This window comes from Collinsella sp. TF07-1, assembly GCF_003437235.1.
Classification (GTDB): Bacteria; Actinomycetota; Coriobacteriia; order Coriobacteriales; family Coriobacteriaceae; genus Collinsella.
In genome coordinates this window covers 125,719-140,227 of the sequence record NZ_QSRV01000001.1, presented here as the reverse complement: position 1 = coordinate 140,227, position 14,509 = coordinate 125,719, and the positions used below count along the sequence as shown (strand labels likewise).

Below are 14,509 nucleotides of genomic sequence, written 5' to 3'. Positions count from 1 at the left end.
TCGCGATAATTTGGATGGTAAAACGATTTTCTAGGACAACCGTTCGCCGATAATGAGCGGCTGTAGTTTATACAACTAAAGTGCAACGATATACTTAAGTACTGTGCGTTAAGCCCATGGCCCGCTGGCCATGATTGTATAGAACTGGACCGTACTATGAGATTGATTCACAACAGCCGTCTGCCGCAGTTTCGCACTCCGTTTGGCGCTGTGACCACTGGAACTTCCGTTGCACTCTCGGTGATTTTGGAGGATGCCGATCCCAACCAGGCAACGCTTACGCTGCGCACCTGGATCGATGAGATCGGTGAGTCTCTGTATCCCATGACGCACGAGGGCGACGGCATATTTACCGTAGAGCTTGAGTGCACCGAGCCCTGTCTTATCTGGTACAGCTTTATATGCAATATCGAGGGCCAACCCGAGGTTCGCTTGGGCGCGCCGCAAGGCCGCACCGGCGGCGAGGGCGTAACCTACGACTACGCCGAGGTCCCGTCCTTCCAGATTACCGTCTACAAGCACCGCGAAGTTCGTCCCGAGTGGTACGAGCGTGGCATGGTTTACCAGATCTTCCCCGACCGCTATGCACGCGACGAAAACTGGCGCGAGCGCACGCAGACCGAAGTCGAAAAGCCTCGCAACGGAATCCAGCGCCGCATGGTCGAGGACTGGAATGAACCGCCCGAGTACGAGCGTGCCGAAGACGGCTCCATCAAGACCTGGGATTTTTACGGTGGCTCGCTCAAGGGTATCCAAAATGACCTGCCCCGCATCGCGGAGCTGGGCTTCACGGCCATTTACCTCAACCCCATCTTTGAGGCCGCGAGCAACCACCGCTACGACACGGCCGACTACACCAAGATCGACCCGATCCTGGGCACCGAGCAGGACTTTACCGAGCTGTGCCAGACAGCCGAGAAGCTGGGCATCTCCATCATCTTGGACGGAGTCTTCAACCACACGGGCGACGACTCGATCTATTTCAACCGTTACGGCAACTACCCCGGCGTGGGTGCCTGGCAGAGCAAGGATTCGCCGTGGCGCGATGCGTTTACCTTCCACGAGGACGGCTCGTATGACTGCTGGTGGGGCGTGGGCAACATGCCCGCCATCAATGAGAGCTCCGAGCTGGTACGCGAGCGGCTCCTGGGCAAGGACGGCGTGATCCGCAAATGGCTGCGCGCTGGCGCCCATGGCTGGCGTCTGGACGTCGCTGACGAGCTTTCCGACGACTTCCTGGCCGAGATCAAGAAGGCTGTGCTCGCCGAGAAGCCCGACGCGCTGCTGCTCGGCGAAGTCTGGGAAGACGCCTCCAACAAGATCAGCTACGGCCATCTGCGCCGCTATCTGCAAGGCTCCGAGCTGGACTCGGCCATGGATTATCCCTTCCGCGACATGGTCATCGGCTTTTTGATGGGCTACAAGAACGCCTACCAGGCAGCCGAGGATATCGAAACCCTGCGCGAGAACTACCCGAGCGAGGCATTGTCCTGCGCGCTCAACCTGCTGTCGAGCCACGACCGCCCGCGTATCATCTCGGTGCTCGGCGGCGGCCCCGACGAGTCGCAGCTGCCCGAGTGCGAGCGCAGCAAATGGCGCCTGGACGAGAACTCGATGGGCCTGGCCAAGAGCCGTTTTTGGCTCGCCACGCTCATGCAGATGACCTTCCCCGGCGTGCCTTCGATCTACTACGGCGACGAATACGGCCTGGAGGGTCTAACCGATCCGGGCAACCGCCGCACCCTCCCGACCAAGGACCAACTGCACGACTTCGACACGCTGGCTATTGTCAAAAACGCCTCCGCCGTACGCCGCGCACTGCCGTTTATGATCGACGGCGAGATCAAGGCCTTCGCGCTCAACGACGAGGTGCTGGCATACAACCGCGCGGGCAAGGATGGCGAGTCCGCGACTGTTATCATCAACCGTAGTCTGCGCAATTCGCACCGCGTGACGATTCCGGCGCTCGACGAATGCGCGAGTGACGTGATCAGCGGTCACGAGTGCGAGATCCACAACGGCACGGTCACGCTCGATTTGTATCCGCTGGGATCGTCGATCATCTATCACCACGCCGAGCAGCGTCTGCAGGAGCCGCTCGATCACGGTGCGGGCGTTGTGTGCCATATCACATCGGTGCCGACCGACGACGGTAAGCCCGGCACGATCGGCGCGCCCACGCGTCGTTTTATCGACCATATGGCCGCTATGGGCATGCGCTACTGGCAGGTCCTGCCTGTCAACCCGACGGACTTCTTTCGCTCCCCTTACGCCGGTCCTTCGGCCTTTGCAGGCAATATCGACCTGCTGCCCGAAAGCCACAAGGAGCTAGCCGCCGACTTTGAGACCTGGAAGGCCCACGGCGGCGAGGATGCCGATCCGCTGTACACCGCGTTTAAACATCGCAATGCCGATTGGCTCGAGAAGTACTGCGTCTATATGGCCGTCAAAAAGTACTTTGAGGGCGAATCGCGCCACGATTGGCCGGCAGATGTTGCGCGCTACAACGAGCACTTGATTGACGACAAGCGTTTTCACGACGAGGCCGAGCTTCAGGCGTACATGCAGTACCGCTTTGACCTGGCTTGGTGCGAGCTTATGAACTATGCGCACAAGAAGGGCATCGAGGTCATCGGCGATATTCCTATGTACGTGTCCGACGATTCGGCAGATGCGTGGAGCGAACCCGAGAACTTCTGGCTGTCCGATACCGGTAAGGCAATCGAGATCTCCGGTGCGCCGCCCGACAACTTTGCGCCCGAGGGCCAGGTGTGGGGCAACCCGACGTTCCGCTGGGACCACATGAAGCAGAACGGCTACCGCTGGTGGATGGATCGCCTACGTCGTGCGTTCTCGCTCTACGACCGCGTGCGCCTGGATCACTTCCTGGGCTTCCACAGCTACTTTAGCATTCCCGCAGGTAAGGCCTGCGCCGACGGGCGTTGGCTGGCAGGCCCGGGCAAGGACCTTTTCCAGACCGCCTATGACGAGTTGGGGCCGCTCAACTTTATTGCCGAGGACCTGGGCTACCTGACGCCCGGCGTTCGCGCCATGGCTTCGACCTGCGGCTTTCCCGGCATGGACGTGCTGGAGTTTAGCGACTACGACGTCCGCTGCGGCGTGCACCCCACGCCGGGCAAGATCCTGTACACCTCGACGCACGATACGTCGACATTGGCCGGTTGGAGCACGCGTTACTTTGCGGGCGGTGATGAACCAAGCGGTGTTGAGGTGGCGGCCAAGCTGATGAGCGACGCGCTGGCAAGCGACGCTCCCCTGGTGATGATGCCGCTGCAGGATGTCCTGGGGCTGGGCGACGACGCGCGCATGAACGTACCGGGCGTGGCCACGGGCAACTGGACCTGGCAGGCTGACGAGGCCGACGTTGCGGCCGCTGAGGGCAAAACCGCACAGCTCCTGCGCAACACGCATAGATTCTGGGGCGAAGCGTGATAAAACGCCCGATATAGGGTACAGTTACAGACGTTTGAATTTTTGCGGGCAGAGTAATCTGCCCGCTTTGTGCTGAAAAGGAAGTATTATGGCGCGCTACGATTACAAGTGCTCGAGCTGCGGCAACGTGTTTGAGGTTGAGCATCCCATGTCCGAGACCCCCGAGGTCGTGTGCCCCAACTGCGGCGCTCCGGCCGCCAAGACGTTCTCGGCCAGCGGCATCAAGTTTGAGGGCAGCGGCTTCTACAACACCGACCAGCGCAGCGGTGGCTCAAGCACCAGCGCCACCAGCGGCTGCTGCGCCAACTGCCCGCATAACCACTAGAAACCAATCAGCCCCGCGACCGACACCAATCGCGGGGCTGTTTCTTAGCGCTATAGGTAGCTAATTATCAGGCCAGGTTTCCTTATGAATTGCGGTGAAATAAGGACAGTTTGGCAGGTAGAAGCCGCTATTCAATCCCTATTTCACCGCGCATTAGTAGTTAGTTGTGGATCAGGCGGGCGCAGAAGTGGCCGTCGTAGGAGTCGGCGTTTACCGGCACGCTTTGGAAGAGGCCTCGGTCGTTTTGGCGTACGGAGACGAGCTTCTTGGCCTGGGCGAACTCGGGGAGTTGCAGAATCTGCGCCTCGGAAAGCGGTGCCACGCTAAAGCCGGCACCCTCGGGAGAGCTCAAGAACGCTTCCACGACCTGCGTGTTCTCCTCGTCGAAAACCGAGCACGTCGCATAGATGAGCTCGCCGCCGGCAGCCACGCGCGCAGTAGCCTCTTTGAGCATCGTAAGCTGCAGTTTGGGCAGCTCAACCGTCACATCTTTTTCGGTCAGGCGCCACGGTATCTCAGGATGACGGCGCATGGTTCCGGTGCCAGAGCACGGCGCATCGATAAAGACCGTGTCGAACTTAACCGGCTCGCCAAGCATGGCATCAAACGATGTGAGCACCTCATTAAGCTCGCAGGCATCACCCGAAACCGTGCGAACGCCCTGAATACCGGCCTTATGCAGACGAGCGAGATTCAGATCGCACTTGCGATCATGCAGATCGAGCGCCGTATGCTGACGCTCATAGCCCGTACGCTTGGCCTGGCACATCATCACATAGGTCTTGGTGCCACGACCGGCACCAATCTCAAGGCAGCTACCAGGGCGCGTGGCAGCTGTGGCGATAAGCTGCGCGTTGAGATCAGATGCCACCGCGGCAGCACGCTCAAACGCACCCGAAGCAACGGTAACCTGGGCATCAACCGGGGCATGGCAGCCCGGGAAGACAGGTGCGACGAGCTGCGAGATATACGGATCGGGCTTGGAAGGAAAAGCGTTCTCATGCAGGGCCAGCGGCGCGGGGGCCAGATTGCCGGCGAAGCCGAGCGCACCCTCTGGAGTGTCAAACGACGCCATAATGCGAGCGCATAGCCAGCGCGGAAGACCCATCAGGCGCGACAGACGAACCAAGCGTCGCTCAGACTCATCCACGTCGGATGCCGTGGCAAAGTCCTCAACGTTGTCCGCAACCTTGTGCAGCACCGCGTTTGCCAGGCCCGCAGCAGACTTAGCACCACTGCGCACCAGCTCAACACCCTGGCTCACGGCAACGCGGCCCGGCGTATGCAGGTAGAGCATCTCGAAGGCCGAGATACGAAGCGCCATGCGAACGCGCGGCGCAACCTTTTTGGGTTTATCGAGAAACTGATCGAGCAGCTCGTCCAAAATACCCTGCGTGGCGGCCACGCCCAGCGCCAAGCGGGCGGCAAAAGCGGAATCGCGCTGGTCAATAGCCTTGGCCGATGCGCGAGAGGACAGCACGTCGCGCGCATACATGCCGCGGCGATCGGCCTCCATCAGTACATCGAGCGCAAGCTTGCGCGCGGGAGACAGCTTGCTCATGACAATACACCCCACGAAAGATCGGCACCCTGCAAGCCAGCAGCCCAAGCAGAAGCGGCCATAGCACGCTTGCCATCAGGCTTAACCTCGAGCAACTCAACCGAGCCATCGGAAAGGCCAAGGTAAACACGCTTAGCCTGAACGAGAACCTGACCCTCGCCAAGCGACACATCAGCCGCCGCAGCATCGAGCACACGCACGGTCTTGCCGGCAATCACGCAACGAGCAGGCGCGGTATCGGACGAAGCGAGCACATGACGCACGCAATCGAGCGCCGCCATTTGCGGATCCAAGCGCATCTCCTGCTTAGAAATCTTGGCAGCATGGGTAACGAGCGCCTCATCCTGTTCAGTCCACACGGCAGTGCCATCGGCAAGAGAAGGAAGCATATCGGCAAGCAGTTTGCCGCCGAGCTCAGCGAGCTCCATAGTCAGCGCCTCGGCATGCTTACCGGCAACCGACGTGGAAGCCTGAGCACAATAAGCACCAGTATCCACACCATGCCCAATGCGCATAATGGAAACGCCAGCAACCTCGTCACCAGCAAGAATGGCACGCTGAATGGGAGCGGCGCCACGCCAGCGAGGCAGCAGCGAAGCATGAACATTCACAATACCAAGCGGCGCCATATGCAGCACCTCATCGGGCAAAATGCAACCATAGGCTGCCACACAGAAAATATCAGCCTGCGCAGCCTTGAGCACCTCAACAACCTCAGGCGTCATACGATTAGCCTCAACAACCGGTAACCCCAGCTCAAGCGCCTTAGCCTTAACAGGAGACGGCTCAAGCTTCTTACCACGCCCACGAACAGCATCAGGACGAGTAACAACAAGCGCAATCTCATTCCCAGCCTCAACAAGCGAAGTCAAAGAAGGCACAGCAAAATCAGGCGTACCCATAAACACAATACGCATAAAGAACGTCTCCCCTCAAGCAAAGCCGAGACGGCTACAAACAACAGCGGAAAGCCAAGTACCCAGCCCATCCGCAATAACAATTCAACAAGAACAAATATACCCAAAACCAAAGAAAGAGCCGCAATAAAAGCAGCTCTTCCAACAAAGCAATTATCAGCGAAGACGCCTATCCCTGACCCAACGGCACCCGGGCGAGACAAGCAGCGTCAACGTAGTCCCCGGGGCGCCCGCCTATATCGTCCCGCGCGCAGTTTCGCAGCGCAGCGAGAATGTTTGAGCACGGGATGATATAGGCGGCGCCCCGGGGACGGACAAACCTACTCCGTCTCGCCCGGTCGAGCGCCGCGGGCCAGGGCGTCCTGGTACTCCTTGACGGCCTTGAGCCTCTGCATCGGCTTCAGTCGCTCGAACATAGTGTTGCCATGCAGGTGATCGATCTCGTGCTGCAGGCACACGCAGAACAGGTCGCCCGTAGCCTCGTAGCGAATCAGGTTTGCGTCCAAGTCGTACGCCTCGACGACGACATGGTCGGGACGCTCGATCTCACAGCTAATACCAGGAATGGATAGACAGCCCTCGCTATACGGAACGAGATGGTCGCTTTGCTCGACAATCACGGGATTGATGAGCACGTACGGGTCGTAGTCGTTCTTGTCGCTGTAGTCGCAGTCGATGGTAACGAGCTGAATGAGCTCGCCGATCTGCGGAGCAGCCAGGCCGCAACCGCCGTTATCGAACATCATTTTCTTCATCTTCTCGGCAAGCGCCTCGATCGCCGGGGTGATCTCCTCGATGACGGCGCACTCCTGGCGCAGACGAGGGTCGGGCGACAGTACGATTCCGTTGGCTTCCATGGCCATCCTTTCGGTTTGTTACATCAAATCATAGGCGTCGACGTCAACGCTCACGCTCACGCCGCGCACAGAGCCCACCTCTTTGAGGCAGGCGTCGATATCATCAGAGACATGGTACCCCACGGGCGACTTCACAAGCAGATGGAAGCGGTAACGGTCCTTGGCTCTCTCGATTACACACGAAGCCGGGCCTAGCACCTGCGGCACGGCACTCCCCGCCCGCAAAAAATCGGGCGCGGCGGCATGCCAGCGGCGCTTAAGAAGCTTTGCAATGCGCCCAATGTAGTCCTGCGCGTCGTCTCGGTTTGCCGACCACACCAAGATGTTGACCAGGCGAACAAACGGCGGGTACAGCGCGTCGCGGCGCTGGTCCAAATCGTAGTCGGTAAAGATCGAACGGTCGTGCTCAGCGACGGCACGAATGACCGGATCCTCGGGCAGGTAGGTCTGGACGATCACCTCGCCGGGACGATCACCACGACCGGCACGGCCGGCGACCTGCTCCAGTAAATCGTAGGCGCGCTCCCCCGCTCTAAAATCGGGCAGTTTTAACGCAAAGTCGGCATTGACCACGCCCACGAGCGTGACCTCGGGAAAATCGAGACCTTTAGCGATCATCTGGGTACCCAGCAACACGGCGCAATCCGCCGCATCGAACTGCTCGAGCAGCTTTTTGTGCGCATCCTTGCCACGCGTGGAATCGGCATCCATGCGAATGATGGCAACGTCCTCGGGAAGCAACTGGTGCAGAGCGTCCTCGATCTGCTGCGTGCCCAGGCCCATTTTTGCCAGGTAGCGACTGCCACATTTGGGGCAACGGCTCGTGGGCGCGGGATACGGCTGCACGCGCCAAGACGAACCGCATGTGTGACACTTCAGCGTGTGTGTGCGCTCGTGATACGTAAGCGCTGTGGAGCAGTGGTTGCAGGTGGGGACGCAGCCGCACTCGCGGCACATAAGGAATGGCGCAAAGCCACGGCGGTTATGCAGCAGCACGGCCTTCTCGCGGCGCTCGACCACACGCTCCAAGCCCTCCATCAAGGGTTTTGAGAACATGGAGCGGCTGCCGTGCGAGAACTCGCGGCGCAGGTCGGCAATGCGGACCGTGGGAAGCACGGCGTGTCCGGGGCGCTCGGGCATCTCGACACGCGTCCAGGTGGCACCGTTATACATGCCGCGGCGGCAGCGGTCGAGGGCCTCGGCAGAAGGCGTGGCCGACCCCAGCACGAGCGGGCAGCGATAGCGGCGCGCCATCTCGGCTGCCACCTCGCGCGCATGGTAGCGCGGACTGGACCCCTGCTTGTAGCTGGTCTCGTGCTCCTCGTCAATGATGATGAGGCCCAGGTCGTCAAGCGGGCAAAAGAGCGCCGAACGTGCGCCGACGACCACGCGGGCCGCACCGCTGGCAACCATATCCCACTGGTCCAGGCGCTCGCCGGCCGAAAGCCGCGAATGGAACACGGCGACCGTCTCGCCAAAGCGCGAACGGAAGCGGCCGACGGTCTGGGCCGTCAGCGAAATCTCGGGCACCAGCACGCAGGCCGAGCGACCGGCTGCAAGCACGCGCTCAATGGCGGAGAGGTAAACCTCGGTTTTGCCGGAGCCGGTGACGCCGTCCACGAGCACCACGTCGCCGTGCGCATCCAGGCGAGCGCGCTCAATCTGCGCGAGGGCCTGTCGCTGACCGTTGGTGAGTGCCATCGGGGCCTTGCCGCTCGCCGAGGACAGCGTGGTCTGCTCGTTGCAGCCACGCCAGGCGCGGCGCTCCTCCACAACCACGACGCCGCGTTTTTCGAGCGCCTTGATGGTCGACGACATGCTGTTATAGAGAAGGTTGAGGTCGCGCGTCGTGACCGGGCCGCACTGGAGCGCCTCGATGAGTTGGCGCTGGCGGACCGCGGTCTTGGGCGGCGTATAGTCGAAGCCTTCGGGCGTGAGCATGACCCAGCGATTTTGGATGGGTTTGACGGCTGGACGTTCAACCGTCCACACGCCGTCGTCACCCTTGACCACACGCGGACTGCCGCCCGGGGGCAAAAACAGGCGCAGGCACTCGGAAAGCGTTGCGACGTACTCGTGGCTCATCCAGCGTGCGATACGGGCGGCTTCGGCGGTAAAGAGCGGTTTGCTGAGGATAGCCTCGACGGCTTTAATGCGCGCGGGGTCGAGGGCGTTGTTACCCTGCAGGTCGCCCAGCTCAGGCGCAATGTCGACGACATAGCCCGCGGCGGCACGGTTACCAAAGTGAACCAGGACCGTGGATCCGATCTGCGCCTCGTTGGCAAGGGACTGGGGAATGCAGTAGGCGAATGGCTCGGACAGCGCTCGGGTAGGAATGTCGAGAACCACGCTCGCGTAGGCAGCGATGGGCTCAGGTGCAGGCTTAGGCTGAGCCGAGGCAGCGGCAGGCACGGGCTTCACCAGAGCCTCCTCCGGTTCCGGCGAACCAAACAGCGACAGTTGTTGAGCCATACACCACCTCTAACGAACGGACCTGAAAGGGGTGGGACAAAATAATCAGTAGAGTTTGTCCCATGGCCGATACGAGTGTCGAGCTCGTTGCGTCACTCGAACATGGGACAAACACTACTGATTATTTTGTCCCAGCAACCCACTCATCGGTACAGAAACAAGAGCCCCGCTCGGGGGAACGGGGCTCGGATACATGCGTTTACGCGTCTACTACAGCGCCATCGTGCGGGCGCGGTCGATACGCGCCAGGCAGTCGTCGCGGCCGACGAGCGCCATGGTCTCGCCCAGCGGAGGGCTCACCATGTTGCCGCAGACGGCGACGCGCACGGCCTGGAACACCACGCGCTTCTTAAGGTCCATCTGCTCGGGCAGCGGCTCAAGCGCGGCGTCGATGGCCTCGGCAGTCCACTTGTCCACGCCCTCGAGCGCGGCCTTGGCGGCATCCAGAATGGCGACCATGCCTTCCTTAGCCAGACCCTTGTTAACGGATTTCTCGTCATACTCGAGCGTCTCGGCCGTAGCAAAGATGGGAGCGGCGACGGTCACGACGTCGGCCGGCATCTTGGTGCGCGGCTTGACGATGGCGGCAAGCGCGTCGATCCAGTCCTCGCCGTACTCGACGTTGCCCTCGATGAGACCCGCCTCGTGCAGCTCGGGGACCATGATCTCGTCGGCAAACTGGGCATCGGACATGCCGTTGATGTACTCGGCATTGACCCAATCGAGCTTCTTGGGATCGAAGGTCGCCGGGTTCTTGGAGATGCGGTCGAGCGAGAACTTGCTGGCCAGGACATCGCGCGGGATGATCGTGGTCTCGCCGTCGAGCGACCAGCCGAGCAGCGCCAGATAGTTGACGAAGGCGTCGGAAAGGTAACCAGCGTCGCGGTACTCCTCCACCGAAGTTGCGCCGTGGCGCTTGGAGAGCTTCTTACCGTCGGCGCCCAGGATCATGGAGATGTGGGCGAACGTGGGCACGGGCGCGCCGAGGGCCTCGTAGACCATGACCTGGCGCGGGGTGTTGGACAGGTGGTCGTCGCCGCGGATGACATGGGTGATCTTCATCATGGCGTCGTCGACGACGGTCGCGAAGTTGTACGTGGGCGTGCCATCGGAGCGGAAGATGACAAAGTCGTCGAGCTCCTTGGCGTCGAAGGTCACCTCGCCGTGGACGGCGTCGTGGATGACGACGTCGCCGCGGTCCTCGGGCACCTTGATGCGCAGGACGTAGGACTCGCCGGCCTCGATGCGGCGGCGGGCCTCCTCGGGATCAAGATCGCGGCAACGACGCTGATAGCCCTGGAAGGGGTCCTTGCGCTCCTGCGCGGCCTTGCGGTCGGCATCGAGCTGCTCCTTGGTGCAGAAGCAGGGATAGGCCTTGCCCTCATCCCAAAGCTTCTGGGCGGCCTGCTTGTACAGGTCCAGGCGCTCGGTCTGGGCATAGGGACCATAGTCGCCGCCCACCTCGGGGCCCTCGTCCCAGTCCAAGCCCAGCCAACGCATGGCGCGCAAAATGATCTGCGTGTTCTCGTCGGTGGAACGGGTGGGATCGGTGTCGTCGATGCGCAGGATGAACGTGCCGCCGTTTGCACGGGCGAAAGCCCAGTTATAGATAGCGGTGCGGGCGCCGCCGATGTGCAGCTTGCCCGTCGGTGAGGGTGCAAAGCGGACGCGAACGTCTGATGCCATGGAAATCTCCTCGATTGCAGGATGGATGTCTAACCGCACCAGTATAAAGCATCAAAGCAACCTCCGCACAAAGGGCACCGACCCACTCATTGGGGACAGACTTAAATGAGTGGGTGCGGAAAGGGTGTGAATGTTTGATTTACGCGCTATGATGTGCCCTTGCATAGAGAGCCCGGCGGAATGGTAACGGTCGCCGGGACACGTTTTTGAAAGGACAATCATGTCAGAAGAACTTCGTTCCATCCCACCCCAACACGGGTCCTTTGTTTTTACGTCGGAGTCGGTGACCGAAGGTCATCCCGATAAGATCGCTGACCAGATCAGTGACGCCGTCCTCGACGCAATCCTCGCCAAAGAAATAGAGCTCCAGGAGCAGGGCTACATCGCCCCCAACGGCGTGCCTGCCAACGTGGAGAACGTCCGCTGCGCCTGCGAGACCCTCGTGACCACCGGCACCGTCATCGTCGCCGGCGAGATTCGCACCCAGGCCTACGTCGACGTACAGGAAATCGCCCGCGGCGTCATCCGCCGCATTGGCTACAACCGCGCCAAGTTCGGTTTTGACTGCGACACCTGCGGCGTTATGAGCCTCATCCACGAGCAGTCGCCCGATATCGCCCAGGGCGTTGACGAGTCCTTCGAGACCCAGACCGGCGCTACCACCGACCCGATCGACCTGATCGGCGCCGGCGACCAGGGCATGATGTTCGGTTATGCCTCCAACGAGACCAAGACCCTCATGCCCATGCCGCACTACCTGGCAAGCCGCCTGGCCGAGCGCCTGGCTGCCGTGCGCCATGACGGAACCCTGCCCTACCTGCGCCCCGACGGCAAGACCCAGGTCACGGTGCGCTACGAGGAAGGTAAGCCCGTGGAGGTCACGACCATCGTCATCTCCACGCAGCACGCCGCCGAGATTGAGGACATGGGCAAGATCAAGGCCGACCTCATCGAACACGTCATCACCCCGGTCATGGCCGCCGAGAACATGCCGTGGGACAACGCGGACATCTACGTGAACCCCACCGGTCGCTTTGTCGTGGGCGGCCCCATGGGCGACACGGGCCTCACCGGCCGCAAGATCATCGTCGACACCTACGGCGGCTACGGCCGTCACGGCGGCGGTGCCTTTAGCGGCAAGGACTGCACCAAGGTCGACCGTTCCGCCGCGTATGCCGCGCGCTGGGTCGCTAAGAACGTGGTCGCCGCCGGTCTGGCCGACCGCTGTGAAGTCGAGCTCGCCTACGCCATCGGCGTTTCCAAGCCCCTCTCAATCATGGTCGACACCTTCGGTACCGCGCATGTTGCCGAGGACAAGATCGTCGAGGCCGTCGAGAAGACCTTCGACCTGCGCCCAGGCGCAATCATCCGCGACCTAGACCTGCGTCGCCCCATCTACGAAAAGACGGCAGCCTACGGCCACTTCGGCCGAGAAGACGCCGACTTCACCTGGGAGAAGACCGACCGAGTCGAAGAACTCAAAGCAGCCTGCGGCCTGTAAGCCAACGGCAAAAGCTGCAGCCACATATCGATGCACCAAAAGAAGTACCGGCCCCAACCGGTACTTCTTTTTTATTAATCCGGTGGTGAAGATATTTCGATATGGGCATACGCAACGTCAGCAGCCAATGAATTTTGGAGCACATGCGCCTCTACCATGTATCCTTAGTCCCGAGGGGCGGGGCATAAGGTCGATCGCGAGTTCCGCACGAGCCGGAGAGCACTTAATGTGCTCTCCGTGCGAGTCAGGACTGTCCGGGCAGGCGACCTTATATATTTGCCCTCCCCGGGGCTCCTCGCCAGTCCCCCTCAGCTAGTTCTTCAGCGAGTTCAGCGGTGCCGGGAAGCGTCCACCACGGTGGGCAAGCACGGTGCCGGCGTTGGGGTTCACCGGCATGATGGGCGCACGGCCGAACAGACCGCCGTATTCGACGCAGTCGCCCACGCCCTTGCCGATGGCAGGAATCACGCGGACGGCCGTGGTCTTGTTGTTGATGACGCCGATGGCCATCTCGTCGGCGATGATGCCGGCGATGGTCTCGACCGGGGTGTCGCCGGGGATGGCGATCATGTCCAAGCCAACGGAGCACACGCAGGTCATGGCCTCGAGCTTCTCGAGCGAAAGCGCGCCGGCCTCGACGGCGGCGATCATGCCGGCGTCCTCGGACACGGGGATAAAGGCGCCCGAGAGGCCGCCCACGCTGGAGCTGGCCATGACGCCGCCCTTCTTGACGGCATCGTTGAGCATGGCGAGCGCGCAGGTCGTGCCGGGGCCACCGCAGGTGCCCACGCCGATGATTTCGAGGATGCGCGCGACGGAGTCGCCAATGGCAGGCGTGGGAGCCAGCGACAGGTCGACAATGCCTTTCTCGACACCCAGGCGATGGGCGGCCTCGCGGCTCATGAGCTCGCCGGCACGGGTGATCTTAAAGGCGGTCTGCTTTATCTTTTCGGCGACTTCCATCATCGAGGCGGAATCGGGCAGCGTCTCCAGGGCAGCGGCCATAACGCCGGGGCCCGAGACGCCTACATTGATGACGGCGTCGGCCTCGCCACCGCCGTGGACGGCGCCCGCCATAAACGGGGAGTCCTCGACCATGTTGGCAAAGCAGACAAACTTGGAAGCGCCAACGGAATCCTGGTCGGCCGTGAGCTTGGCGGCGTCGATGATGGTCTGCGCGGCCATGAGCACGGCGTCCATGTTGATGCCGGCACGCAGGCTGGCGACGTTGACGCTGGAGCAGACGCGGCTCGTGGTGGCGAGCGCCTGGGGGATGGACTGGATGACGCGTCGATCGGCGTCGCCGATGCCCTTCTGGACGAGTGCGGAGAAGCCGCCCAGGTAATCGATGCCGAGCGTCTCGGCCGCGCGGTCGAGGGCATGCGCGATGGGGGTGAGGTCCTCATCCTTGCAGCATGCGGCGATCTGCGCCACCGGGGTGACGGAAACGCGCTTGTTGACGATGGGGATACCGTACTCGCGCTCGAGGTTCTCGGCGGTCTCGACCAGATGCTCAGCCGTGTGCGTCACGTGGTCGTAGATCTTCGTGCACATGCGGTCGAGGTTCTCGTCACCGCAACCCATGAGCGAAACACCCATGGTGATGGTCCTGATGTCAAGGTTCTGCTCCTCAACCATGCCGCGGGTTTCCGCGATTTCTGCGGGCGTGATCGCCATCCTTGCGCTCCTATCTGCCAAAACGAGCATAGTCTTATCTATTCTAACGTGCCGCACGTG

General features: G+C 61.5%; 9 protein-coding genes. 3 read left to right on the top strand and 6 right to left on the bottom strand.

The features are described 5' to 3' along the window. Positions 1 to 156 precede the first annotated feature (156 nt). Together DXC67_RS00600 and DXC67_RS00595 are read left to right on the top strand one after the other, a co-directional pair. Entirely contained in the window at positions 157 to 3,453 is a 3,297-nt protein-coding gene (locus tag DXC67_RS00600) for a 4-alpha-glucanotransferase (RefSeq protein WP_117636954.1), read from the top strand. 88 nt (positions 3,454 to 3,541) lie between these two features. Further along, a complete protein-coding gene (locus tag DXC67_RS00595; protein ID WP_117564081.1) occupies positions 3,542 to 3,778 on the top strand; it encodes an FmdB family zinc ribbon protein in 237 nt (78 codons plus the stop codon). Positions 3,779 to 3,938: 160 nt separating this feature from the next. Here DXC67_RS00595 and DXC67_RS00590 read toward each other — a convergent pair whose 3' ends face one another. From DXC67_RS00590 to gltX, 5 genes are all read right to left on the bottom strand, one after another. Then, positions 3,939 to 5,339 (bottom strand): RsmB/NOP family class I SAM-dependent RNA methyltransferase, encoded by a 1,401-nt coding sequence (locus tag DXC67_RS00590; RefSeq protein WP_117636953.1) that lies wholly within the window; start codon positions 5,337 to 5,339, stop codon positions 3,939 to 3,941. Beyond that, positions 5,336 to 6,256, bottom strand: coding sequence for a methionyl-tRNA formyltransferase (gene fmt, locus DXC67_RS00585; protein ID WP_117636952.1), 921 nt, complete (start codon positions 6,254 to 6,256; stop codon positions 5,336 to 5,338). The genes DXC67_RS00590 and fmt overlap by 4 nt, the downstream gene beginning before the upstream one ends. Positions 6,257 to 6,576: 320 nt before the next feature. Continuing rightward, positions 6,577 to 7,113: a peptide deformylase gene (def, locus tag DXC67_RS00580; protein WP_117636951.1), complete on the bottom strand. Its 537-nt coding sequence runs from the start codon at positions 7,111 to 7,113 to the stop codon at positions 6,577 to 6,579. 18 nt (positions 7,114 to 7,131) lie between these two features. Then, positions 7,132 to 9,585, bottom strand: a complete 2,454-nt coding sequence (priA, locus tag DXC67_RS00575; protein ID WP_117636950.1) for a primosomal protein N' — start codon at positions 9,583 to 9,585, stop codon at positions 7,132 to 7,134. Between the two features lie 210 nt (positions 9,586 to 9,795). Further along, on the bottom strand, positions 9,796 to 11,271 hold the full coding sequence (gene gltX / locus DXC67_RS00570; RefSeq protein WP_117636949.1) for a glutamate--tRNA ligase: 1,476 nt from the start codon (positions 11,269 to 11,271) through the stop codon (positions 9,796 to 9,798). Between the two features lie 220 nt (positions 11,272 to 11,491). Here gltX and metK point away from each other — a divergent pair, with 220 nt between their 5' ends. Then, positions 11,492 to 12,772 (top strand): methionine adenosyltransferase, encoded by a 1,281-nt coding sequence (gene metK, locus DXC67_RS00565; protein WP_117636948.1) that lies wholly within the window; start codon positions 11,492 to 11,494, stop codon positions 12,770 to 12,772. Positions 12,773 to 13,084: 312 nt separating this feature from the next. On the opposite strand, the gene DXC67_RS00560 is transcribed toward metK, so the two are convergent. Beyond that, positions 13,085 to 14,449, bottom strand: a complete 1,365-nt coding sequence (locus tag DXC67_RS00560; protein ID WP_035136908.1) for a PFL family protein — start codon at positions 14,447 to 14,449, stop codon at positions 13,085 to 13,087. Between the last annotated feature and the right edge of the window lie 60 nt (positions 14,450 to 14,509).